Source organism: Micromonospora sp. DT63, from assembly GCF_049841615.1.
GTDB lineage: Bacteria > Actinomycetota > Actinomycetes > Mycobacteriales > Micromonosporaceae > Micromonospora.
On record NZ_JBNCKQ010000005.1, the window covers coordinates 169487 to 191409 of the forward strand.

Annotated in this window: 23 protein-coding genes, 1 other RNA gene and 2 pseudogenes; 20 read left to right on the top strand and 6 right to left on the bottom strand. The window is 70.3% G+C overall.

Annotated elements, in window-relative coordinates; all coding sequences use genetic code 11:
• Genes ACLQ27_RS19860 through ACLQ27_RS19875 form a run of 4 tightly spaced genes read left to right on the top strand, consistent with a single transcriptional unit; the run spans position 1 to position 4181 of the window.
• Positions 1–1383 carry a DUF1501 domain-containing protein gene (locus ACLQ27_RS19860; protein ID WP_425868052.1) on the top strand — a complete coding sequence of 461 codons (1383 nt, stop codon included), beginning with the start codon at positions 1–3 and terminating at the stop codon, positions 1381–1383.
• Positions 1380–2801, top strand: a complete 1422-nt coding sequence (locus tag ACLQ27_RS19865; protein ID WP_357496546.1) for a ferredoxin reductase family protein — start codon at positions 1380–1382, stop codon at positions 2799–2801. Before ACLQ27_RS19860 ends, ACLQ27_RS19865 begins: the two co-directional genes overlap by 4 nt.
• An 11-nt stretch (positions 2802–2812) precedes the next feature.
• On the top strand, positions 2813–3409 hold the full coding sequence (locus tag ACLQ27_RS19870) for an FMN-binding protein (protein WP_357496548.1): 597 nt from the start codon (positions 2813–2815) through the stop codon (positions 3407–3409).
• 49 nt (positions 3410–3458) lie between these two features.
• A complete protein-coding gene (locus ACLQ27_RS19875; RefSeq protein ID WP_357496803.1) occupies positions 3459–4181 on the top strand; it encodes an FAD:protein FMN transferase in 723 nt (240 codons plus the stop codon).
• Positions 4182–4564: 383 nt separating this feature from the next.
• On the opposite strand, the gene ACLQ27_RS19880 is transcribed toward ACLQ27_RS19875, so the two are convergent.
• Positions 4565–5236 (bottom strand): bifunctional DNA primase/polymerase, encoded by a 672-nt coding sequence (locus tag ACLQ27_RS19880; RefSeq protein WP_357496805.1) that lies wholly within the window; start codon positions 5234–5236, stop codon positions 4565–4567.
• Positions 5237–5485: 249 nt separating this feature from the next.
• Between ACLQ27_RS19880 and ACLQ27_RS19885 the strand changes: the two genes are divergently transcribed.
• The 7 genes from ACLQ27_RS19885 (at position 5486) to mctP (ending at position 12275) form a co-directional block, all read left to right on the top strand.
• Positions 5486–6715 (top strand): helix-turn-helix domain-containing protein, encoded by a 1230-nt coding sequence (locus ACLQ27_RS19885; RefSeq protein WP_234586449.1) that lies wholly within the window; start codon positions 5486–5488, stop codon positions 6713–6715.
• A 16-nt stretch (positions 6716–6731) separates the two neighbouring features.
• Positions 6732–7304, top strand: coding sequence for a flavoprotein (locus ACLQ27_RS19890; protein WP_234586453.1), 573 nt, complete (start codon positions 6732–6734; stop codon positions 7302–7304).
• Between the two features lie 131 nt (positions 7305–7435).
• Complete coding sequence (locus tag ACLQ27_RS19895; protein ID WP_425868322.1) at positions 7436–8272, top strand: Nif3-like dinuclear metal center hexameric protein; 837 nt, start codon at positions 7436–7438, stop codon at positions 8270–8272.
• Positions 8262–8999, top strand: a complete 738-nt coding sequence (locus ACLQ27_RS19900; RefSeq protein WP_357496551.1) for a zinc ribbon domain-containing protein — start codon at positions 8262–8264, stop codon at positions 8997–8999. Before ACLQ27_RS19895 ends, ACLQ27_RS19900 begins: the two co-directional genes overlap by 11 nt.
• A gap of 3 nt (positions 9000–9002) precedes the next feature.
• The gene (locus ACLQ27_RS19905; protein ID WP_425868056.1) at positions 9003–10163 is read left to right on the top strand and encodes a bifunctional RNase H/acid phosphatase; all 1161 of its coding nucleotides are present in this window, start codon (positions 9003–9005) and stop codon (positions 10161–10163) included.
• Positions 10164–10383: 220 nt separating this feature from the next.
• Entirely contained in the window at positions 10384–10626 is a 243-nt protein-coding gene (locus ACLQ27_RS19910) for a DUF3311 domain-containing protein (RefSeq protein WP_425868058.1), read from the top strand.
• On the top strand, positions 10626–12275 hold the full coding sequence (gene mctP, locus ACLQ27_RS19915; protein WP_425868059.1) for a monocarboxylate uptake permease MctP: 1650 nt from the start codon (positions 10626–10628) through the stop codon (positions 12273–12275). Before ACLQ27_RS19910 ends, mctP begins: the two co-directional genes overlap by 1 nt.
• An 82-nt stretch (positions 12276–12357) precedes the next feature.
• On the opposite strand, the gene ACLQ27_RS19920 is transcribed toward mctP, so the two are convergent.
• Entirely contained in the window at positions 12358–12900 is a 543-nt protein-coding gene (locus ACLQ27_RS19920; protein WP_425868061.1) for a TetR/AcrR family transcriptional regulator, read from the bottom strand.
• A gap of 86 nt (positions 12901–12986) precedes the next feature.
• Here ACLQ27_RS19920 and ACLQ27_RS19925 point away from each other — a divergent pair, with 86 nt between their 5' ends.
• Complete coding sequence (locus ACLQ27_RS19925) at positions 12987–13877, top strand: NmrA/HSCARG family protein (RefSeq protein ID WP_425868063.1); 891 nt, start codon at positions 12987–12989, stop codon at positions 13875–13877.
• A 203-nt stretch (positions 13878–14080) separates the two neighbouring features.
• Here ACLQ27_RS19925 and ACLQ27_RS19930 read toward each other — a convergent pair whose 3' ends face one another.
• On the bottom strand, positions 14081–14542 hold the full coding sequence (locus ACLQ27_RS19930) for a MarR family winged helix-turn-helix transcriptional regulator (RefSeq protein ID WP_357575144.1): 462 nt from the start codon (positions 14540–14542) through the stop codon (positions 14081–14083).
• Between the two features lie 54 nt (positions 14543–14596).
• Here ACLQ27_RS19930 and ACLQ27_RS19935 point away from each other — a divergent pair, with 54 nt between their 5' ends.
• Positions 14597–15829 (top strand): MFS transporter, encoded by a 1233-nt coding sequence (locus tag ACLQ27_RS19935; protein ID WP_425868066.1) that lies wholly within the window; start codon positions 14597–14599, stop codon positions 15827–15829.
• A 123-nt stretch (positions 15830–15952) separates the two neighbouring features.
• On the opposite strand, the gene ACLQ27_RS19940 is transcribed toward ACLQ27_RS19935, so the two are convergent.
• Complete coding sequence (locus ACLQ27_RS19940) at positions 15953–16714, bottom strand: sulfite exporter TauE/SafE family protein (RefSeq protein WP_425868068.1); 762 nt, start codon at positions 16712–16714, stop codon at positions 15953–15955.
• A gap of 127 nt (positions 16715–16841) precedes the next feature.
• Between ACLQ27_RS19940 and rnpB the strand changes: the two genes are divergently transcribed.
• From rnpB to ACLQ27_RS19955, 3 genes and pseudogenes are all read left to right on the top strand, one after another.
• An RNA gene (rnpB, locus tag ACLQ27_RS19945) (RNase P RNA component class A) lies at positions 16842–17259 on the top strand.
• Between the two features lie 341 nt (positions 17260–17600).
• A pseudogene (locus tag ACLQ27_RS19950) lies at positions 17601–18260 on the top strand (PIN-like domain-containing protein); the annotation flags it as partial.
• A gap of 504 nt (positions 18261–18764) precedes the next feature.
• Positions 18765–18971, top strand: a pseudogene (locus ACLQ27_RS19955) (response regulator transcription factor); the annotation flags it as partial.
• A gap of 237 nt (positions 18972–19208) precedes the next feature.
• On the opposite strand, the gene ACLQ27_RS19960 reads toward ACLQ27_RS19955, so the two are convergent.
• Together ACLQ27_RS19960 and ACLQ27_RS19965 are read right to left on the bottom strand one after the other, a co-directional pair.
• Positions 19209–19400: a DUF397 domain-containing protein gene (locus ACLQ27_RS19960; protein WP_425868070.1), complete on the bottom strand. Its 192-nt coding sequence runs from the start codon at positions 19398–19400 to the stop codon at positions 19209–19211.
• On the bottom strand, positions 19387–20193 hold the full coding sequence (locus ACLQ27_RS19965; RefSeq protein WP_425868072.1) for a helix-turn-helix domain-containing protein: 807 nt from the start codon (positions 20191–20193) through the stop codon (positions 19387–19389). Before ACLQ27_RS19965 ends, ACLQ27_RS19960 begins: the two co-directional genes overlap by 14 nt.
• A gap of 242 nt (positions 20194–20435) precedes the next feature.
• Here ACLQ27_RS19965 and ACLQ27_RS19970 point away from each other — a divergent pair, with 242 nt between their 5' ends.
• The 4 genes from ACLQ27_RS19970 to ACLQ27_RS19985 all read left to right on the top strand — a co-directional run bounded on the left by ACLQ27_RS19970 (position 20436) and on the right by ACLQ27_RS19985 (position 21885).
• Entirely contained in the window at positions 20436–20723 is a 288-nt protein-coding gene (locus ACLQ27_RS19970; protein ID WP_425868074.1) for a hypothetical protein, read from the top strand.
• Positions 20720–20995: a hypothetical protein gene (locus ACLQ27_RS19975; protein ID WP_357496573.1), complete on the top strand. Its 276-nt coding sequence runs from the start codon at positions 20720–20722 to the stop codon at positions 20993–20995. The genes ACLQ27_RS19970 and ACLQ27_RS19975 overlap by 4 nt, the downstream gene beginning before the upstream one ends.
• A gap of 84 nt (positions 20996–21079) precedes the next feature.
• A complete protein-coding gene (locus ACLQ27_RS19980; RefSeq protein ID WP_425868076.1) occupies positions 21080–21436 on the top strand; it encodes a hypothetical protein in 357 nt (118 codons plus the stop codon).
• Positions 21433–21885 carry a MerR family transcriptional regulator gene (locus ACLQ27_RS19985; protein WP_425868078.1) on the top strand — a complete coding sequence of 151 codons (453 nt, stop codon included), beginning with the start codon at positions 21433–21435 and terminating at the stop codon, positions 21883–21885. The genes ACLQ27_RS19980 and ACLQ27_RS19985 overlap by 4 nt, the downstream gene beginning before the upstream one ends.
• The last annotated feature ends 38 nt before the right edge of the window (positions 21886–21923 follow it).

Below are 21923 nucleotides of genomic sequence, written 5' to 3' on the forward strand. Positions count from 1 at the left end.
ATGGAGAAGACTGTGTACAACTCTTTCCCCCTGCACCCCGAATGCCCCGACCTCGGGCGGCTGGCCGACAACCCGGCCGAGGCGCTGCTGCGCGCGGAGGCCGACCTGGTCGCCGCCGAGAACGCGGCCGAGGCCGACCGCTACCGCACGCTTGAGGACCTGGAGGAGGCCCAGCAGGACGGCCGCGGCGTCACCCGGCGGACGTTCGTCGCCGGTGCGGCGGCGACCGCCACCGCCCTGGCCACCGCCCAGTTCGTCACCACCTCGGCGTCGTTCGCGGCGACCAAGACCGGCACCCTGATCCACGTCTTCCTCTACGGCGGGCTGGACGGGCTGAGCCTCGTCGCGCCGGACAACGACCCGGTGCTCGCCAAGGGTCGCCCCGAGCTGTTGCTCGGCAACGACTCGCTGGCCCTGAGCCGCGGCTTCAAGCTGACCAGCGCGTTCAAGCCGCTGGAGCAGTACCTCAAGGCCGGTCAGCTCGGCTTCATCCCGGCGGTCTCCGACGAGCGGCTGTCCCGCAGCCACTTCCAGGCCGCGGACGCCTGCAACCTGGGCGGTCTGCCCAACGAGACCGGCGGCCGGGGCTGGCTCGACGGACTGGTCGACCACCTCGGCAAGGGCACCGCGTTCCGCAGCGTCGGCATCGGCAGCACGCTGCCCCGCTCGCTGGTCGGCAACAACGGCGCGCTCTCGCTGAACAACGTCGGCTCGCTGCGGCTCAACGGCGACGACAAGTTCCGGGCCGCCACCGAGAAGGCCATCAAGGGGCTCTTCACCGGGATCAACCACCCGGTCGAGGAGGCCGTGCAGGAGGGCATGGGCGCGCTGGCCACGGCGCAGAAGCTCGCCGCCAAGCCGTACCAGCCCGCCGCGGGCGTCAAGTACGAGGGCGTCGGCAACGCGTTCCAGCAGCTCGCCCAGTTGATCAAGGGCGGCGCCAACGTCCGGGTCGCCACCGTCGGCATGGGCGGCTACGACACCCACGAGAACCAGGGCACCCAGGCGGGCGGTCAGCTGCACCGCCGGCTGGGCGAGCTGGCCAGCGCGATGGCCGCCTTCTTCACCGACCTCGGCCCGCAGGCCGCCGACGTGACGATCATGGTGTCCAGCGAGTTCGGCCGCCGGGTCGGCTCCAACAAGGGCGGCACCGACCACGGGCACGGTGGCGTGGTCACCGTCCTGTCCGGCAAGAAGCTGGCCGGCTCGCTGCTGGGCACCTGGAACGGCCTGGACAAGCTGGACTCCGGCGACGTGCCGGAATACAACAACATGTTCAACGTGTACGGCTCCCTGGCGCAGGGCCGCTTCGGGCTCACCAACGCCGAGGTGCAGAAGGTGTTCCCCCGCATGAAGTACGCACCGATGAAGCTGTACGCGTGACGCATTCGCACACCCACGCCGCCGGCCGCCGCACCGGGACGACCTCGTCCCGGCACGGCGGCCGGTCGGCTGCGCCCGTACCCCCGCAGATCCCGGCGCGGCGCGGACCCGGCGGCCGCCGGCTGCTGGCCGCGCTGCTCCTGGTCGGGCTGCTCGCCAGCGTGCTGCCCTGGTGGCTGGGCACCCCCGCCGGCTCGCTGCGGACCACTGCGGCCACCGTCACCGCCGCCGGCCGGATCACCGGCCTGATCGCCGGCTACCTGCTGCTCGTGCAGGTGCTCATGATGAGCCGGCTGCCGGTGCTGGAGCGGTGGATCGGCGGCGAGCAGCTCGCCCGCTGGCACCGCGACATCGGCGCGACGCTGCTGGTAGCCGTGCTGTCGCACCTGTCGCTGATCCTCGTCGGGTACGCCGACCTGCGGAACCAGTCGGTCCTGGCCGAGGTGGGCACGCTGCTCGGCGACTACGAGGACATGCTCTCGGCCTTCGTCGCCACCGGCATCATGCTCGTGGTCGGCTTCAGCAGCGTCCGGGCGATCCGTCGGGCGCTGCCCTACGAGGTGTGGCACCTGCTGCACCGGTCGAGTTATCTGGTGCTGCTGCTCGGTTACGGGCACCAGTTCACCCACGGCGCGCAGCTCTACAAGCCGGGCCCGGTGCGGACCGGCTGGATCGCGCTCTACCTGCTGGTGGTCGCCGCCCTGCTCTGGGGCCGGGTGATCGCGCCACTGGCGTTCAACCTGCGCTACCGGCTGCGGGTCGCCGACGTGGTCGCGGAGAGCCCGGACACCATCTCCATCTACCTCACCGGGGAGCGGCTGGGTCGCCTGGAAATGCTCGGCGGGCAGTACTTCCGCTGGCGCTTCCTCACCCCCGGCTGCTGGTGGCAGTCGCACCCCTTCTCCGTCTCGGCCGCCGCCAACGGCCGCTGGCTGCGACTCACCGTCAAGGTCGTCGGCCGGCACACCGCCGACCTGCGCGACCTGGAACCGGGGACCCGGGTGTGGGCGCACGGCCCGTCGGGCACCTTCACCGCCGCGCACCGGGTGCGCGAGCGGGCGCTGCTGATCGCCGGTGGCAGCGGCATCACGCCCATCCGGGCCATGCTGGAGGAGCTGCCGCCGGGCGCGGCCCTGATCTACCGGGCCCGTACGCCTGCCGACGTGCTGCTCAGCCGGGAGCTGGACTGGCTGGCCCAGGAACGCGACACGTCGATCTGGTACGTCATCGGCTCCCGCGACGACCCCGGCCCCCGCCAGCTGATGAGCCCGGACGGGCTGCGCCAACTGGTGCCCGACGTGGCCCGGCGCGACGTCTATCTCTGTGGGCCTCCCGGGCTGGTCGAGCAGTCGGTGCGCGCGCTGCGCCGCGCCGGCGTGCCCCGCCGGCAGATCCACCTGGCCACCTTCGAGCTGTAGGAAGGCATCGCATGCGTCGCGCGTTGTTCGCGATCACCGGACTGGCTGCCAGCACGACCGCGCTGGTGGTGCTCAAGGGCTCGCCCGGCGCCACCCAGGTCGCCCAGAACCTGCCGACCGCGCAGCCGGTCAACCCCTCCGGGCCGGGCGTCGACCCGAGCCTCGCCCCGGCCGCCGACCCGACCGCCGGGGCACCGAAGCCGTCGGTGACCGCCGGCCCGTCGTCGTCGCCCAAGCCGACCAGGACCACCGCGCGGCCGTCGGGCACCAAGACCACCGCGAAGGCCCCGACCGCGCCGCGCACCACCACCAAGGCGCCCCAGTCGACCACCCGCCGGGTGACCGGATCGGAAGAGAAGAACGAGTACGGGTACGTGCAGGTCCAGATCGTGGTCTCCGGCAACAAGATCGTCGACGCGGTGACGTTGCAGCTGCCCAGCGGTGGAGAGTCCGACATCCACAGCGGCGACGTCCGGAGCATGTACAACGGCTCCGGCGGTGAGGTGGTGCAGAAGCAGAGCGCCAACCTCAACACCGTCTCCGGCGCCACCGAGACCAGCAACTCGTACAAGCAGTCGCTGCGGGCCGCGATCGAGCAGGCGTTCTGACGTGCCGCCCGCGCTGACCCGACCCGGGCTGTGCCGGGTCGAACAGATCATGGGTACGACGATCACCCTGGACCTCGCCGACGACCTGCCGTCCGCGCGCCTGCGGGAGCTGGCCGATGACGTCTTCGCCTGGATGCGCGAGGTGGACGGCCGCTTCAGCACGTACAAACCCGACAGCGAGGTGTGCCGCTTCGACCGGGGCGAGGTGCTGCTCTCCGAGGCGTCGGCGGACCTGCGCTTCGTGCTGGAGGCGTGCGCCGACCTGTGGGGCGCCACCGACGGCTTCTTCGACGCGTACGCCACCGGGCGGCTCGACCCGTCCGGGTTCGTGAAGGGCTGGGCGGCGCAGGTCGCCTCCGACCGGCTGCTCGCCGCCGGCGCGGCGAACCACTGCGTCAACGCCGGCGGTGACGTGCGCGTCCGCGGCTTCTCGCCGACGGGGGAGCCGTGGCGGATCGGCATCCGGCACCCCTGGGACGCGATGGCGACGTGTCTGGTGCTCGCCGGCACCGACCTGGCCGTGGCCACCTCCGGGGTCTACGAGCGCGGTCGGCACGTGCTGGATCCCCGGCGGGGTGCGCCGGCCGGCGGGCTGCGCTCGGTGACAGTGGTCGGCAGCGATCTCGGCGTCGCCGACGCGTACGCCACCGCCGCCCTGGCCATGGGCGCGGCGGGGATCGGCTGGCTGGACCGTCTGACGGACCACACACACGCGGTCGTCACCGACGACGCCCGCCAGTTCCACTCCACCGCGCTCCCCCTGACGGTCTAGACCCCGCGCCCGTGTCCGCGATCTTGCAGTTTCTGTCGCTGCTTCGTCGCCCTTTGACAGGGCTTGCCGCGACACAAAGTGCAAGATCGGCGGCGTGGGGTGGGTGGGGGTGGGGTCTAGCGCAGCGGGCGATGGGTGCCGGCGGGGCGGGTGCCGGTGGGGCGGGGCCGCCCGGGGCGCGAGCCGGCCGGGCGGGTGCCCGCCCAGCGGTGCCGCCGGTGGCTGCGACGGGGCGGTTCGGTGCCGCCGGGATACGGCGATCTGTCGTGCGTGGACATCGTTCCCCCGTTCGTGGCGCGCGTTCGCGCTGTCACCTGCTCAACGAGCACCGGCCGCTCGGCGACGCTGTCGGCCACCGGATCGAATCGTCGGCCGGGGCCGGGTCACCTGCCCCGGCGGGGCAGGGGCAGGTGACCCGGGAGCAGGTCGGGGGCGAGCGTCACCCCGCTGGCCAGCAGCGCCTCGATCAGGGTGTTCTGCACCAGGTAGGAGTCCGGAAGCTGCCAGCGGGCCTGCTCCGGGGCGACCGCCCAGCGGACGGTCCCCTCGGGCAGCCGGGTGGGTGGCGCCGGGATCCACGAGCCCGGCCCGTGCCGCACGACGTGGAAGCAGTGCTCCAACTCCGGTCGGAGCGGGTCGCCGGGGCGGACCAGGAACATCCACCGGCCGGTGGGCGTGACCAGCACGGGCCCGCGTACGCCGGTGCCGGCCGGGTGGACCTGCACGGCGTCGAGCACGTGCCGACCGAGGTGGGCGGGCACCTCCAGCACGTCGAAGGTCCGCCCGGTGGGCAGCAGCACGCCGTGCGGGCGGGTGCGCCACCAGGTGGCCACCCGGGCCGGGTCGGTGGTGGCGGCCAACTCCCAGTTCTCCAGGGCGGGGTGGCAGCCCACCGTGGGGCAGCCGGCCCGACCGCACACGAACCGGCTGCGGGCGAGGCACGCGCCGGGGGTCACCTCCCAGCCGTGTACGGCGTACCGGATGGCGACCCGGCGCAACCGGACGCGTTCCAGCGGCGACAGTTCGGCGACGCGCGGTACGACGTTCCCCCACATGTGTGCCATCTCCCCTCGTCGGGCCCGGCGAACGCCAGGTCGCATGTCGAGCACCGTCACTGCCGTAACCCACGATCGTTGAGGTTGACGAACGGCTCGTGCAACTTGCACGAAAAGTACGAGGACTGGCTGTCCGGCTGACGTACAGACTGTGCGACCAGCGAAAACTGCAAGACGAACGATGGATCGCCGCACCCGCGGACATCGCCGGCACCCGATGGGTGGAGGCGGCAGGGGAGGGATGGGGAGATGGACGAGCTACCCATTGGACGGCGAGTGGCCTACTGGCGTGGGCGACGCAAGATGTCGCAGCAGGTCTTCGCCGACCGCCTGGGCAAGTCGAAGAGCTGGGTGGACAAGGTCGAGCGGGGCGTTCGCCGGCTGGACAAGTTCTCCGTCCTCTACGAGATCGCCGACATCCTGCAGATGGACGTGCAACTGCTGCTGGGCCGTGACCCGGAGCGGCGTACCGACGCGCTGAACTGCATCGACCAGGTCGAGGTGCAGGAGATCCGGGCGGCCCTGGAGCGGTACGACTCGATGAGCGCCTACTTCGACGCCGTGCCGTACCCGCCTCCGCTGGACGACATGCGCAAGGCCGTCAACCACGCCTGGCTCACCTACCAGTACGGCCGCTACGGAATGCTCACCCGGGCGCTGCCCAAGCTGCTGCGCGACGCTCAGGCGGCCGACGCCGCCTACGGGGGAGCGCAGGCGCCGGAGGCGGCCCACCTGCTCGGGCAGGTCTACCAGATCGCCTCGTCGGTGCTGCGCAAGCTCGGCGAGTGCGAGCTGGCCTGGCTGGCCGCCGACCGGTCGATGGCGGTGGCCCAGCGGGCCGACGACCCGCTGCTGGCCGGCATCGCCACCACCCGGGTCTGCAACGCCCTGGTCGCCATGGGTCGGGCCCGGCCGGCTCTGGAGCTGAACGTCCAGATCGCCAACCGGTTGGCTCCGGGCGGCAGCAACGAGGTCTCGCCCGCCCGGCTGTCCGTCTACGGGATGCTGCTGTTGCAGGGGGCCATGGCGGCGTCGCGGATCGGCGACTCGGCAAGCGTCGACGACCTGATCAACTGTGCGCAGGAGGCCGCCACCCTGCTCGGCGGCGACTACAACCACTACTGGACCTCGTTCGGCCCGACGAACGTCGAGTTGCACCGGGCCGCTGCCGCCGTCGAGCTGGGTGACGGGGGCCGCGCGGTGGAGGTGCACCAGGTGCGCATCGTGGAGCCCGCGTTCAACGCGCTGCTGCCCGAGCGCCGTGCCCACCACCTGCTCGACATCGCCCGGGGGTACGCCCAGATCGGCGACGTGGCGAACGCCGGCGAGATGCTGCTGCTCGGCGATCGGCTCGCGCCGTCGGAGATCCGCTGCCGGCCGATCGCCCACGAGGTGATGTCGGACGTCCTTCGTCGCACACGTGGTGCGCCGCCTTCTCCGATTGCGGAGTTGGCTGAGCACATGGGAGTAGGGGTATGAGCGCGGAGCCGGCGTGATGACCGGCGCACCACACACCAGTGAGCACCGTGCGGTGCTCTACGTCATCGCCTGCGGTTCGCCGCTGGCCCGCCACGTCGGCCGTCTGGTGGAGTTGGCCCAGTCGGACGACTGGGACGTCTGCGTGGTCACCACGCCGGACGGCGCCAAGTTCGTCGACCAGCCGGCCCTGGTCCGGCAGACCGGCCACCCGGTGCGGACGCACTACAAGAATCCCGGCGACCCGGACGTGCTGCCGCCGGCCGACGCCATGATCGTCTGCCCGGCGACCGTGAACACGGTCAACAAGTGGGCCGCCGGCATCGCCGACACCCTCGCTCTCGGGCTGCTCGTCGAGGCGCAGGGCAAGGGCATCCCCATCGTCGCGGTGCCGTACACCAACGTCGCGATGGCCGCCCACCCGGCGTTCCGGGCCGGCGTGGCCCGGCTGGCCGACTGGGGCGTCACGGTGCTCTTCGGTGATCATGTCGTCGCCCTGCACCCACCCGGGACGGGTGAGCAGCACCTGCACGCGTTCCCCTGGCAGATGCCACTGGCCGCGCTGCGGACCGTCGCGTACCGGGCCGCCTGAGCGCCCGGCGGTTGCCTTCCCCCGGGTCGACGGACCGGCGCGGCCGGGCCGGGCGTCGCCGCCCGACGGTCCCCGCGCCGGTAAGCTGGCCCGCCGTGAGCATCAGCGCATCCACCCCTACGGTGGCGGACGTGGTCGCCGAGTTGGAACGGCGCTACCCGCCGAGCTGGGCCGAGGAGTGGGACCGCGTCGGCCTGGTGCTCGGCGAGCCGACCGCCCCGGTCCGCCGGGTGCTCTGCGTGGTCGACGTGGTGCCCGAGACGGTCGCCGAGGCGCTGGCCGTCGGCGCGGACATGATCGTCGCGCACCACCCGCTGCTGCTGCGGGGTGTCTCCTCGGTCGCGGCGACGACAGTCAAGGGGCGGATCGTCCACCAGCTGATCCGGGCCGGCGTGGCGCTGTACGCGGCGCACACCAACGCCGACGTCGCGTCCCCCGGCGTCTCCGACGCCCTCGCCGCCCGGTTCGGCCTGACCGGGCTGCGCCCGTTGCAGCGGCCGGCGACCGGCTCCGCCGCCGAGGGCGACGACCGGGGCATCGGCCGGATCGGGGAGTTGCCCCGCCCGATGACCCTCGCCGAGCTGACCCGGCACGCCGCCGCCGTGCTCCCCGTCACGGCCTGGGGAGTTCGCGCCGCGGGGGATCCCGGGCGTATGGTTCGTACCCTCGCCGTCAGCGGTGGGTCGGGGGACAGCTTCCTCGGCGCCGCGACCGCCGCCGGGGTGGACGCGTATCTCACCTCCGACCTGCGGCACCATCCGGCCAGCGAGCACCTCGCCGCCGATGGTCCCGCCCTGATCGACGCCGCCCACTGGGCGACCGAACGACCGTGGCTGGACGACCTGGCCGTCCTCCTGCGAGAGGCGCCGGGCGTCGAGACGCTGGTGTCCGACCTGGACACCGACCCGTGGACCGTGCACGCCGCCGCACCCGTTGTGGACGACAAGGAGCCCGACCGTGAAGGCTGACCCCCAGGTCCAGCGCCGCCTGCTCGACCTTCAGGCGATCGACACCAACCTCGCCCAGCTCGCGCACCGCCGCCGCTCGCTGCCGGAGCGCGCCGAACTGGAGGCGCTGGCCCGGGAGCTGTCGTCGCTGGAGGACGAGCGGGTTCGCGCCCAGGTCGCGGTCGACGACCTGGACCGGGACATCGCCCGCCTGGAGAAGGACGTCGAGCAGGTGCGGGCCCGCAAGGAGAAGGACCAGAACCGGCTCGCCGCCGGCACCGGCCCGGCCCGGGAGCTGGAGGCGCTCCAGCACGAGCTGACCTCGCTCAACCGGCGCCAGGGTGACCTGGAAGACGCCGAGCTGGAGCTGATGGAGCAGCGGGAGACCGCGCAGGGCGTGCTGGACGGCGTGGAGCAGCGGCTGGCCGACACCCGGGAGAAGCGGGCCGCCACCGAGCAGCGCCGCGACGACGCGCTGGCCGAGATCGCCAAGGAGGAGGAGTTCAAGCGGGGGGCCCGGCAGCCGCTCGCGGCCGACCTCCCGGCCGAGCTGGTCACCCTCTACGACAAGATCCGCGAGGACACCGGGTTGGGCGCGGCACTGCTCACCGCGGGTCGCTGCGGCGGCTGCCGGCTGGACCTCTCCGGCGCCGACCTGGCGCGCATCCGCAAGGCGGCCCCGGACGACGTGGTCCGCTGCGAGGACTGCCGACGGATCATGGTCCGTACCAACGAGTCGGGCCTGTAGGTCGTGGCGCCGCGCGTGGTCGTCGTCGAGGCCGACGGCGGGTCCCGGGGTAACCCGGGGCCGGCCGGCTACGGCGCGGTGGTGCGCGACCCGGAGACCGGCGAGGTGCTCGCCGAGCGCTCCGAGTCGCTGGGTACGGCGACCAACAACGTCGCCGAGTACCAGGGCCTGATCGCCGGTCTGCGGGCCGCCGCCGAGCTGGACGCCGCCGAGGTGGACGTCCGGATGGACTCCAAGCTGGTGGTCGAGCAGATGTGCGGCCGGTGGCAGATCAAGCACCCAGGCCTGCGGCCGCTCGCCGCCCAGGCGGCCACGCTTGTGGGCCGCTTCGGCGCGGTCCGCTTCACCTGGATCCCCCGCGAGCAGAACCGGCACGCCGACGCGCTGGCCAACGCCGCCATGGACGCCGCCGCCGGCCGACCCACCCCGCCGCCGGCCTCCCTCGGCGCACCGGCCTCGGCCAGCGCCCCGGCCGGGGGTGCCGCGACGGGCAGCGACCCGGCCACCGCGCCGGCCTCCTGGGAGCCCCGCCCGAGCTTCACCGCCACCCGGCTGATCCTCGTGCGGCACGGCGAGACCGCGTACACCGAGCAGGGTCGCTACTCCGGCCGCGGCGACGTGCCGCTGTCCGAGCGCGGCCGGGCCCAGGCCGCCGCCACCGGCGCCCGGGTGGCCGCGCTGGCCCCGTCCGTCGCGGCCGTGCTCAGCTCACCCCTGTCCCGGTGTACGGCCACCGCCGCGGCGATCGCCGGGGCGCTCGGTGACGTGCCGGTCCGCACCGAGGCCGACCTGATCGAGTGCGACTTCGGGCAGTGGGAGGGGCGCACCTTCGCCGAGGTACGCCAGCAGTGGCCGGGGGAGATGGACGCCTGGCTCGCCTCACCGCGGATCGCCCCGCCGGGCGGCGAGTCGTTCACCCACGTGGCCGAACGCGTCCACCGGGTCGTCGGCGCGCTGCCGGCGGCGTACCCCGGGGAGACCGTGGTGGTCGTCTCGCACGTCTCGCCGATCAAGCTGGCGCTGCGCGACGCCCTCGCGGCCAGCGACGCCTTCCTGCACCGGCTCTTCCTGGACGCGGCCGGCATCTCGGTGCTCGACCTGTGGCCGGACGGCGGCATCGCGGTCCGCACGGTCAACGACACCGCGCACCTGCCCGCCGCCTGAGCCGCGCCCCTGCGGCGTCCGTCGCACCTCGCTGCACGGCCTCAGCTGTGGCCCTCGGGCGCCCGCTGCACCTCGTCCGCCGGCGGAACTGTCGCGCCGTTCGGCGCAGCCGGTGCGCCGTTCGGCGCAGAGCCGTCCGCGCTCTGATCGTGACGGCGGTCACAGAGTCGTAGCCTCCGGCCGTTACATCGAGTGCCACGACTCCCCGGAGGTGTGTCAGATGGCTGCACCGGAACCGGAGGCGCCCACCACGGCGCGCTCCCGGGCGAAGGACCACAGTCCCTGGAACTGGTTGCTCTTTCTCCCCATCGTGGTGCCGCTGATCCCGGTGTTCTTCAACGGTGACGCGCCCCGGATCTTCGGGTTCCCGCGCTACTACTGGCTGCAACTGGCCTGGATCCTGCTCGGCGTCTCCACGACCACGCTGGTCTACCAGATGACGAAGAAGCGGGGTGGTCACTGATGTGGCGCGATCATCTCACCGAGATCATCGTCTTTTCGCTGCTGTTCCTGCTGGTCAGCGCGATGGGCTTCGTCGCCGCGCGCTGGCGGCGGCCGACGGACATGGCGCACCTCGACGAGTGGGGCCTGGGCGGGCGCAGCTTCGGCGGCTGGATCACCTGGTTCCTGGTCGGCGGCGACCTCTACACCGCGTACACCTTCGTGGCGGTGCCGGCGCTGATGTTCGGCGCCGGGGCGGCCGGGTTCTTCGCGGTCCCGTACACGATCGTCGTCTACCCGCTGGTCTTCCTGGTGCTGATCCGGCTCTGGTCGGTCTCGCACCGGCACGGCTTCGTCACCCCTGCCGACTTCGTCCGGACGCGCTTTGACTCCCCGGTGCTGGCGCTGCTGATCGCGATCACCGGCATCGTGGCCACGATGCCCTACATCGCGCTGCAACTGGTGGGCATCGAGGCGGTCCTCAAGACGATGGGCGTCACGGGTGACAGTGCCCTGGCCCGGCACCTGCCGATCATCATCGCGTTCGCCATCCTGGCGGCGTACACCTACCAGTCGGGGCTGCGCGCACCGGCGCTGATCGCGTTCGTCAAGGACAGCCTGATCTACATCGTGATCCTGGTGGCGGTCATCTACCTGCCGTACAAGCTCGGCGGTTGGGGTGACATCTTCGACGCGGCGGACGCGAAGTTCCAGGCGTCACCGAACCCGAACGACGGCATCCTGCTCAACGGCAACAACCAGTTGCAGTACGTCACGTTGGCGTTCGGCTCGGCGCTGGCGCTGTTCCTCTACCCGCACAGCATCACCGGTGTGCTGGCCAGCCGGAACCGCGACGTGATCAAGCGCAACATGTCGGCGCTGCCGGCGTACAGCCTGCTGCTCGGTCTGATCGCGTTGCTCGGCTACATGGCCATCGCGGCCGGGGTGAAGCCGCTGCCGGGAGCGTCGGCGGGCAGCGTCGACAACAACACGATCGTGCCGCTGCTGTTCGACCAGCAGTTCCCGGACTGGTTCGCCGGGGTCGCGTACGCCGCCATCGGCATCGGCGCGCTGGTGCCGGCGGCGATCATGTCGATCGCGGCGGCGAACCTGTTCACCCGCAACATCTACAAGGAGTACCTGAAGCGGGACGCCACCGCCGCACAGGAGGCGAACGTCTCGAAGATCACCTCGCTGGTGGTCAAGGTCGGGGCGGTGGCCTGCATCGTGTTCCTCGACCCGCAGTTCTCGATCGACCTCCAGCTCATCGGCGGCGTGATCATCCTGCAGACGCTGCCGGCCGTGGCGCTGGGCCTCTACACCCGCTGGTTCCACCGGACCGCCCTGATCGCCGGCTGGGTCGCCGGCATGGGGCTCGGCATGTGGATGCTCTACCAGGTGGCCAGCCCCACCCGGAAGCACTTCGGCGGGTCCGCGTTCCCGCTGGAGAAGTTCGGCTTCGACACGCCCAAGACGATCTACGTGGGCATCGTGGCGGTGCTGGTCAACCTGGCGGTCGCCGCCCTGCTGACGCTGATCCTGCGGGCCACCAAGGCACCCGAGGGAGTCGACGGCACCACGCCGGACGACTACTTCGCCGACGAGGGCGACCCCCGCATCACCCCCGGCGTCGACCGCGACGCCGACCCGGCCCGCGAACCGGTCGCCTGACCCGTCCCCGGGCGAGCGTGGCCGCCCCGGTAGACCGATTCGCGTCGGTCTGTCGGGGCGGCGGCGCTTTCGCGGTGTACGGCTACGGGCGGCTCGCCGAGCCGATCCCCCGCAGGGCAAGGGTCAGCAGCTGTTCCGCCTTGGCCGCGCCCATTGGTTGCGCCGCCAGCGAGATGCCGTTGGCGAGGATCATCAGGTCGGCCATGGTGACGTCGGGCCGTACCGAACCCTCGTCGGTGGCTCGGCGCAGCAGTGGTTCACCGGCGGCGACGAGCGTCGCACCGCAGGCGTCGGTCTGCTCGACGGGCTCGTTCAGGAGCGAATCCGCGAGGCCGCGGGTTGTCGTGGCGTACGCGGTGACCTCGTGCAACCAGGTCGTCAGCGCGTCGAGGGCGTCCGGCGCGGCGAGCAGGTCGCCGGCACGCGTCGCCAGGTTGTGCACACAGCCGCGGAAGACCGCCTGGAGCAGCGACCACCGGGTGGGGAAGTGCCGGTGCAGGGTCGCCGATCCGACCCCGGCGGATCGGGCGATCTCCTCCAGCGAGGCGTACGCGCCGTCGCGGGCGATCGCCTCGGCGGCCGCCGTGACGATGAGGTCGTAGTTGCGCTGCGCGTCCGCTCGCATGGTCCGCCTTGCAGAAGTGGGGTGGTCCCCCATATCGTAGCCGACGGGAAGTGGGGGGCCACCCCGCTTGTTTCTCGGGAGGCATCATGGCTGTTCTCGTCATCGGCGCGACAGGCAAGCAGGGCGGGGCCACGGCCCGAGCGCTGCTCGACCGGGGCGTCCCGGTTCGTGCCCTGGTCCGCGATCTGGGCACCGACAGCGCCCAGGCGCTGCGGGAGCGGGGCGCCGAACTGGTCAAGGGCGACTTGGACGACATCGAGTCGCTGCTCGCCGCGGCGGACGGAATGGACGGCCTCTTCTCCATCCCGTATCCCGATGTGACGGACCTGCAGGGCGACGCCGAGGTGACCCGCGGTCGCAACGTCGTCGAGGCCGCGCGCCGAGCCGGTGTGTCGCACGTCGTGCACAGCAGCGTCTCGGGTGCCGGCGAGTTCCACCGCAACCAGCCCGGCTGGGCCGAGGGCCGGTGGGACAGGCACTACTGGGAGAGCAAGGCGGCCATCGACGAGATGGTGCGCTCTGGCGGCTTCGCGCACTGGACCGTCCTCAAGCCCTCGACCTTCATGGAGAACCTCGTCGGCTGGTCCTACCTCTTCGGCGACTGGTCCAGCGGCACGATCATCACCGGCTTCGCCGCGGACACCCGGCTTCCGTGGATCGCCGTCGACGACATCGGGGAGGCCGCGGCGACCGCGTTCGCCAACCCGGAGAAGTTCGACGGCCTGGATGTCGAACTCGCCGGTGACCTGCTCACCATGACCGAGGTCGCGGCCATTCTGAGTGAGGTCACCGGGCGCACGATCACCGCGCCCGTGCTCACCCCGCAGCAGGCCGTCGAGCGTGGCCTGCTGCCCGCCATGGTCAACGCTGTCGAGCAGATCAACGAGAACGGCAGCCCCGCCCGCCCGGAGATGACCCGGGCACTCGGCCTGCCCGCCACGGACTTCCGCACGTGGGCGCGACGGACGTTCTCCTGAAACCCGGTCCCCGTGCCAGGTGTGGGCTTCCGCGCCGGGCGGGCCCGGCGGCTTCACCGCAAGATCGTGCTCGATCGTGGTTGTAGTGGTGTTGGCCGCGCAGGAGGCCACTACAACCAGGATCTTGCGCGATCTTGGCGGGGAAGGGCTTTGCGCGCGACTGGATGGCGCGGTGAGCCAGACCACGACACCGCCACGCGGGGTCAGCGGGTGCGGTTGCGGTTCACCAGGGCCTGGTTGAGGCGGCCCAACAGGGTTGCCAGGGAGGCCCGGTCCTCGGCGCTCCAGTCGGCCAGCATGTCGCCGTAGAGCCGGGTGCGGGCGGTCTGCACGGCGGCCATCCGCTGTAGGCCGGCCGGGGTGGGGGAGATGACAGTGCCCCGGCCGTCCGTCGGGTCGGGGGTACGGGTGATCAGGCCGTCCCGTTGGAGCGCGGACACCTGCCGGGTCACCGTCGAGCCGTCCAGGTTGAGTCGGGCGGCGAGCGCCGAGACGTTCTGTGGGCCGGCGTCGGCCAGGTGGCGCAGGATGACGTACGCCGCGCGGTCGAGCACCCGGTGCTCGGCGGTGCCGGTGGCCCGCCGGGTGGCCTCGCCGAAGCGCATCAACAGGGCCACCTCGGTCTCGATCCGGCCGAGGGTGCTCGCGTCTTGGTCGTCGCTCATAGCTGTATGATACAGAATAAGTACCTGTACGATACAGCTAATTGAGGAGTCGGAGTGGATCGGCGTTCCGAACCGAACCGCAGTGCCATCTACGCCACCACGCTGGTGGCCTTTCTCGCCATCGCCGGCATCGCCGTCGTCGACCCGATCCTGCCGGCCATCGGCGAGGCGATCGGCGTCACCGCCTGGCAGGTCGAGCTGCTGTTCACCGCGTACATCGCGGTGATGGCCATCGGCATGATCCCGGCCACGCTGGCCAGCGGCCGGTTCGGCTTCAAGCCGGTGCTGATCACCGGCGTCTCCGTGGTGGGCCTCGCCGCGATCCTCGCCTCGTTCAGCGACAACATCGTGCAGCTCTCCGTGCTGCGGGGCGTCTGGGGGCTGGGCAACGCGATGTTCTTCGCCACCGCCATGGTGGTGCTGGTCAACCTGGCCGTCGACCGGGAATGGGTGGTCGGCCTCTTCGAGACCGCCCTGGGTCTCGGCTTCGCCGTCGGACCGCTGATCGGTGGCCTGCTCGGCCAGGTCAGCTGGCGGCTGCCGTTCTTCGTCTGCGGCGTCTTCATGGTCCTCGCCCTCGGCGTGGCCTCCCGCAAACTCCGCGAACCCACAAACCGGCAGGCCCCGGTACGCGTCGGCCAGATCTTCGCCACCTACCGCCGACCGGCGTTCATCGCCCTGTGCGTGGTCACCGCCGCGTACAACTTCGTGTTCTTCGTGGTGCTCGGCTACACGCCGCTCTTCCTCGGCCTGGACGTCATCCCGCTGGGGCTCGCCTTCACCGGCTGGGGTCTCGGCCTGGCCGCCGGCATCATGGTGATCGGCCACCGGCTGGCCCACCGCATCGGCGCGGTACAGACCGTCGGCGTGGCCATCGCCGGGCTGCTGGTCTGCATGGTCCTCTTCGCCACCTCCACCAGCACCACCGAGGCGATCGTGGTGCTCGTGCTCGCCGGACTCTGCATGGGGCTGGCCAACGCCAACCTCACCGACCTGGCGCTCGGCCTCGGCTCCAGTGACCGGCGCGTCGCCACCGGCGCGTTCAACCTGGTCCGCTGGGGTGCCGCCGCCCCGGCGCCGATCATCTCCGGCAAGCTCGCCGAGCAGTCGCTGTCGCTGCCGTTCTGGGTCGGCTTCGGGGTGCTCGCCGTCGGCGTGCTGGTCTACCTGGCCTTCGCGCACGTGATGGCCGCCGGCTACGGCGAGCGGGTGCTGTGGTCCCGCTGGAACCGCAGCGCCGCGAGCGCCGAGAACACCGCCGAGGAGCCGGTGGGCGAGGCGTACTGAGGCTTCTCCCGGCCTGGCCGCCGCGCCTCTCAAGATCCGCGCACTTTCGGGGAAACTGCTGCCTCCGGGCTCGCTGAGGCAGCACCATCCCGGAAGTTGCGCGAATCTTGGCTTTGCCGCCGCTCAGTTCAGGGCACGCCAGAGCAGGTAGAGGCCGATCGTCGTACCGAACACCACGATCAGCGTCTTGAGCACCACCGGCGGCAGCCGGCGGACCAGCCGGGCGCCCGCGTACCCCCCGATCAGCGTGGCCGGCGCGACCACCGCGACCGCCGCCCAGTTCACCGGGCCGAACAGGGCGAACACCACAAGCGTCGTGAGGCCCACCAACGCGGAGAGCAGATTCTTGATGGCGCTCACCCGCGCCAGCGTCGCGTCCAGCACCAGGGCCAGGCCGGCGACCAGCATCACCCCGAGCGCCGCGCCGAAGTATCCGCCGTACACCGCGCCGAGCGCGACCATCGTCTGCACCGCGATCGTCCGCCGCCGCGGCGACAGTGCGCGGGGGTGACCGACCAGCCGGCGCAGCGGGCCCTGGAAGGCCAGGACCGCTGTCGCGCCAAGAACCAGAAATGGTACGACCAGCTCGAACGCGCGAGCCGGGGTGGCCAGCAACAGCAGCGCCCCGACGATCGTGCCCACGATTGTGGTGGGCACCAGCGTGGCCAGCGCCCGAGGTCGCGGCAGGTCCTGCCGGCTGCCCGCCACGCTGGCCACGTAGCCGGGGAACACGGCGACGGAGTTGCTCACGTTCGCCGGCACCGGCGGCAACCCGACCGCGATCATCGCCGGGAAGGTGATCAGTGAACCGCCACCGGCCACCGCGTTGACCGTGCCAGCGGCGAGACCGGCGGCGAGCAGCAGCGCGGCGTGGGAGAGATCCATAGACCCACGAGGCTAGCTGTCGCCTTCTGAGCTGGCGTCGCCGGATCGTCCATGAGCTGCCCGATCTTGCCCAGGCGGGGCGGCAATACCGGCGGCACGCTCGTCGTTAGGATGAGAGCGCGACGGACGAGTCGACCGGGCGGTCGCGTCGGCGGGCTCCGGCCCGCCGCCGAGGAACGTCCGGACTCCACAGGGCAGGGTGGTTGTTAACGGCAACCCGGGGCGACCCGCGGGACAGTGCCACAGAAAACAGACCGCCGACCCCAACGGGGACGGTAAGGGTGAAACGGTGGGGTAAGAGCCCACCAGCACCCCGGGTGACCGGGGTGGCTCGGTAAACCCCACCCGGAGCAAGGCCAAGCAAGGGCCGTCACCGCAAGATGACGACCCGGCGCAGACGCTTGAGGGCTGCCCGCCCGATGTCTGCGGGTAGGCCGCTGGAGCCTGCCGGCAACGGCAGGCCGAGATGGATGGCCGCCGCCGGCGCAAACCCCTCTTGGGGTACGCGCCGCGCACAGAATCCGGCGTACAGGTCGACTCGTCCGTCGCCCACCAGACAAACCGCCCTCCTAGGGGTGGCTGGCTTGCTGTTTCTTCGGGGTGCAATTGGTCGTTGGTAGTCGTCTCTGATCGGCGTTTGACGGTCCGGCGACGCCCCCGAGCCGAAGGAACCAACGACCAGCATCTGTCATAAATGCCTACCAAAGAGGGCACCCAGCTGTGAGCTGCCGGGTCACAGCCTAGGCTGCCGGCGGGTAGGGTCTCGATCGAAGTCCCCCGTTCGTCCAGCCGAGCAGCTTGGTGATCAGCAGTGAGCTTTAGCGGCCAGTTCGCCCATTTTCTGGCACCAACCCGGGCCGAGATCGAAAAAGCACTCAAGTTAGGCATGGTGGTATTCGACGCAAATGTGCTCTTGAACCTTTACCGTTTCGCGCCGGCAGCCCGCACCGAACTGCTGTCCGCCTTCGAACGCTTGGGAGACAGGGTCTTTGTTCCCCATCAAGTCGCACTCGAGTTTCATCGGAACCGATTCGAGGTTATCGCAGATAATCAAGCTGCCTACCAGGCAGCCCTTGATGCGATCTCCACTCACGAAGCGAGTGTAATCGAAGAGCTGACAGATAAGATCCGTCATCTATCGAATCGAGTGGCTCTGCCGGAAGGGGAACGGGACGAGCTGCTTTCGATCGCTTCGACCCTATTCGATCCGATGAGTATAACCCTTGACCGACTACGTGCTGAACACGGGCTGGGCGACCCCGTCGCGGAAGATCCGATATTGGGGCGGCTGGAAGCTGTCTTCGCCGATAAGGTAGGCCAGCCGTTCAATTCAGAGGCGGAGGCCGAGGCGCTGGCCGAGGCGGCCCGTCGGAATGCGGAGAAAATCCCTCCTGGGTTCAAGGATTCCCCGAAGCACGGCGACTATTTTGTTTGGAGGCAGACCTTGGAGGAGGTGAGGCGTAGAGGTGGCAAGATGTTGGTTTTCGTGACCAGCGACGTGAAGGAGGACTGGTATCTGCGGGTTAAGGGGAAGACCATTTGTGCCCGGCCCGAACTGGCAGATGAGGCAGTCAGGCAAGCGGACGCTCGACTGATACTTATGCGGACCGAGACATTCTTGAGGGATGCGGCAACCTTCCTTGACGCCAGCGTAAGTGAAGATACGATTCGTCAAGCCGAGAAACTCCCTGAGAGGTCTCAATTCCGCCTGCCTAATATGGCAGGTCTTCGAGATCATATTATGCGGCGGATTAGCGAGAGTGATGATGCGCTCTCGATGGCGAGGGAGGCGGTCTCCGCTATCCAGCAGGAAATCGCTGAGGCCGAGGCGGCTCTCGAAGCATCAGGAGACGATCAGGCGCAAATCACTAGCCTGAGGGAAACGCTTGAAGTCCTAGAGCAGCGGTTGCATCAATTACTGTTGAGGCGGAACTCGCTGCAAAGAGATGGTATCCAACTGCGGAACCAGTTGATTTCCATGGACCGGATGTTCGATGTCCAATCCGAAGGCAATTTCGAGGTGCCCTCGATCTCGCGGGAGGATGGGCTCCTGCGCCTGTTGACGCAACGGGAATTGGAAGTGTTGGCAGGCGTGGCGGAGGGCCTAACAAATCGGGAAATCGGGGAGCGCTTATTTGTTAGTGAACGAACAATCGGAGTTCACGTCTCGCACATCTTCGACAAGTTGCAAGTTAGGACCCGAGTCCAAGCCAGCGCCCTCTACTTGCGCAACTCAAGAGCAGAGCTCGAGGCGTAGGACGGTGAATCGGATCAGTCCCCTAGCGACAGGCGTCGCTAGCAGGACTTCCGGCCACATCGCCATCCTGATGCTTCTTGAAGGTCGAGCTGCGAGGCGGCGAAATCGGCCCGCAGGGGTGTGAAAGTCGCGGACGATGTCGCGTTCAGTCGGCGGAGGAGCGTTACGCCGATGGGCACACCAACCCCGGGCTCCTGCCGGCTCCATCGCGCACCGCGCTTCCGCGTCTTGCGCTGGCTAGGGCCGCGCCGTGAGTCGGGCAATGAAAACGCGCCAAGCTGTCGGTCCGAAGGTAAGGGCCGGACCAGTGGGGTCCTTGCTGTCCCGGACACCGACCACACCGGGCAGGTTGTCAGCGACCTCGACGCAGTTGCCCCCGGACGATCCGCTGCGCCGGGACTTGCGCCAGGTTGCGTTAGTGAGGTCCATGATGGCTGTGCACTTCCTTCATCAGCTCGTTGGACTGTCGACGCGGGAGCGTCTCGTTCCTCACGTTCTCCCACCTCGTCTGAAGAGTATGTAACCCATCTTCGTTGTCGACCACGATCCCGCCCAGCTGATTTTCGAGGTGCCCGACCCAGCTTCCGTCGCCGGCTCGTGCCAGCGCGAACGGCCCGGACAGCCCGATGTGGAGGCCAGCACCCGCCGGGATCACGTGCACGTGAACGTGCGGCAACTCGGCGACGGTGATGAGGTGGGCGACCTGCTCGGCCATGATGCCCGCGTGCTCGTCGCCAGCGCGGTGAAGCGTGGACTCGTCCAGCACGGCCACCACTTGCGGCGGGCTGTCACCGGTCAGGATCTTGTGTCGGCTCAAGCGAGCGCTTACCTGTTGGTCCACCTCCGTGGCGGACATGAGGTCGTTCAGGCGCATCACGACGCGGGCGTAGTTCTCGGTCTGGAGTAGGCCCGGGATCAATAGTGGCTCGAAGAGGCGAAGCTGTCGCGCGCCGCGCTCGGCGTCCAGCCACGGCAGAAACCATGACGGTGCGCCGAGTTTCACCACTAGGCGTCCGAACAGCCCGTCGTTGTTGAAGGCGCGGTCCGCTCCACGGATGAAGTCCATCGTCAGCGCTCGGGTGCCGCTCTCGACGGCGCTGACATGCGAGGCGCTGAAACCCGCAGCCCGGCCGAACGACTCCTGCGTCATCCCGGACGCTCCACGAGCGCGACGGATCTCGCTCACGATGAAGTCCGCGAGGGGACTTGGCACGTCAGCCATTCAACGCTCCTCAAAACGGAGATCGACTACCCGAGGCGCCACACCCCTGGGGCCTGTCCCGCCAGCTCCGGCCCGGACACCTGCGACGCCTTCCGAGCGTAGTGGCATCCACAGCAGAGTGTCACCAGGCGGCGCGGCCGGTAGGGACCACGAGACCCGGCGGTCGCGTTCGTAGCGGGGCCGCTCCCGACGGGCGAGCACTCACGGGAGCGGCCCTTCCCACCCAGCACCAGGGGGAGACCGTGCCTAACGGCAAGCCCGAGAAGCCGATGCGGGCCGGCGACCTGGTCCACCTGACCACCGCGGCCAGCGTCCAGTTCCTGCGGCCGATCTTCGTACGCGTCATTCGCGAGCTGCCCGAGCGGCACACGTACGACGGATGGGTCTGGATCGAGGGTTACCAGCTGAACGCCGCCGGCGACGCGGTCGCGCGGCGCGAGTTGTACGTGCGACGTGCGGGCGTGCGCCGGCAGGCCCGGCCCGTCGCACCCAGCAGGCCACGCAGGCGCGTTCCGGTGCGCGTCGGATGACCGCCCGTCCTCGCCCGCACCTGCCGATGCGTCCGGCGTGGCTGTGTCGCAACTGCGCCGCGCCCTGGCCGTGCGGGCCGGCTCGGCTCGCCCTCGCGACCGAGTTCTACGGTCATTCGATCGCGCTGGCGTTCTACCTGGCCGCGTCCATGCGGGAGGCGATCGACGACGCGTACGACCTGGGTCTGCGTCCAAACGTGGCGGCGATGCACGACAGGTTCCTCGGCTGGTTGTCCCTGGCCCGACGGCCCCGCCGGTCCGGTCGAACCTGAGGTCTTGTGCGTGCCGGCGATGGTGGCCCAGTCAGGCCGTCGGGCTTGCATCCGATACCTGGGTACAGGCTTACCGTCGACGGTATGAGTGATCGCCCTGTCACGACTGACGGCGCCTGGGTGCCGGATGCCTGCACCCTCCCGACGACCGAACGGCCGCTGCGGCTCGCCGAGTGGGATCGGTTCTTCACCGACGCGGTGCGGGGCATCGACCGGCTGTCGGCGCGGCATCTGCGCTTTCAGCTCGACGGTGCCGCGCGGGTCGAGGAGATGGCGCGGGACCTGACGGCACGGGAGTCATCGTGCTGCTCGTTCTTCACTTTCGGCCTTTCCCGGCCGGACCCCGACTCGCTCTCGCTGGACGTCCTCGTGCCGGCGGCCCACGCCGACGTGCTCGACGCCCTCGCCGAGCGGGCCCGGTCTCTGCGGGCACCGAGTTGACCGGGTCGGGCCTGCGCAGCGGGCAACTGGCCGACGCGGCAGGGGTCAACCAGCAGACGCTGCGCTACTACGAGCGGCGGGGCCTGCTCGACCCGCCGCAGCGTTCGCCGGGCGGGCACCGGCTCTACCCGGCCGAGACGGTCACCCTGCTGCGCGTCATCAAGACCGCGCAACGCCTGGGCTTCACCCTCAACGAGGTGGCGGACCTGCTCGACGCCGGCAGACACCAGCACCGGGGTCGATCCGACACCGGCCTCCAGGCGCGTGCCAGGAAGAAACTTGTCGAGATCGAGCAGAGGTTGGCGGACCTGACAGTCATCCGCGACACCCTGGGGGACGCCATCTCGGCCGGCTGTGACGACCTGGTCACCTGCGCCGCAAACACCTGCTGCCCCCTGCCCTTCGCGGAACTGGCGGAGCAACGTCAGGAGGGGAGCCGCGCCCGCTGAGTCCAGCCAGGCGAGGAACCGGCCGGGTGGGTTGCCCC

Excerpts from the sequence above, each read along its gene's own strand:
- ACLQ27_RS19930 (WP_357575144.1), bottom strand. The coding sequence starts at position 14,542 with ATGAGCGACGACCAAGACGCGAGCACCCTCGGCCGGATCGAGACCGAG.
- ACLQ27_RS19880 (WP_357496805.1), bottom strand. The coding sequence starts at position 5,236 with ATGTGGGGGAACGTCGTACCGCGCGTCGCCGAACTGTCGCCGCTGGAA.
- ACLQ27_RS19940 (WP_425868068.1), bottom strand. The coding sequence starts at position 16,714 with ATGGATCTCTCCCACGCCGCGCTGCTGCTCGCCGCCGGTCTCGCCGCT.
- ACLQ27_RS19965 (WP_425868072.1), bottom strand. The coding sequence starts at position 20,193 with ATGGCTGACGTGCCAAGTCCCCTCGCGGACTTCATCGTGAGCGAGATC.
- ACLQ27_RS19870 (WP_357496548.1), top strand. The coding sequence starts at position 2,813 with ATGCGTCGCGCGTTGTTCGCGATCACCGGACTGGCTGCCAGCACGACC.
- ACLQ27_RS19925 (WP_425868063.1), top strand. The coding sequence starts at position 12,987 with ATGGCTGTTCTCGTCATCGGCGCGACAGGCAAGCAGGGCGGGGCCACG.
- mctP (WP_425868059.1), top strand. The coding sequence starts at position 10,626 with ATGTGGCGCGATCATCTCACCGAGATCATCGTCTTTTCGCTGCTGTTC.
- ACLQ27_RS19975 (WP_357496573.1), top strand. The coding sequence starts at position 20,720 with ATGACCGCCCGTCCTCGCCCGCACCTGCCGATGCGTCCGGCGTGGCTG.
- ACLQ27_RS19875 (WP_357496803.1), top strand. The coding sequence starts at position 3,459 with ATGGGTACGACGATCACCCTGGACCTCGCCGACGACCTGCCGTCCGCG.
- ACLQ27_RS19980 (WP_425868076.1), top strand. The coding sequence starts at position 21,080 with ATGAGTGATCGCCCTGTCACGACTGACGGCGCCTGGGTGCCGGATGCC.
- ACLQ27_RS19920 (WP_425868061.1), bottom strand. The coding sequence starts at position 12,900 with ATGCGAGCGGACGCGCAGCGCAACTACGACCTCATCGTCACGGCGGCC.
- ACLQ27_RS19860 (WP_425868052.1), top strand. The coding sequence starts at position 1 with ATGGAGAAGACTGTGTACAACTCTTTCCCCCTGCACCCCGAATGCCCC.
- ACLQ27_RS19910 (WP_425868058.1), top strand. The coding sequence starts at position 10,384 with ATGGCTGCACCGGAACCGGAGGCGCCCACCACGGCGCGCTCCCGGGCG.
- ACLQ27_RS19885 (WP_234586449.1), top strand. The coding sequence starts at position 5,486 with ATGGACGAGCTACCCATTGGACGGCGAGTGGCCTACTGGCGTGGGCGA.
- ACLQ27_RS19960 (WP_425868070.1), bottom strand. The coding sequence starts at position 19,400 with ATGGACCTCACTAACGCAACCTGGCGCAAGTCCCGGCGCAGCGGATCG.
- ACLQ27_RS19890 (WP_234586453.1), top strand. The coding sequence starts at position 6,732 with ATGACCGGCGCACCACACACCAGTGAGCACCGTGCGGTGCTCTACGTC.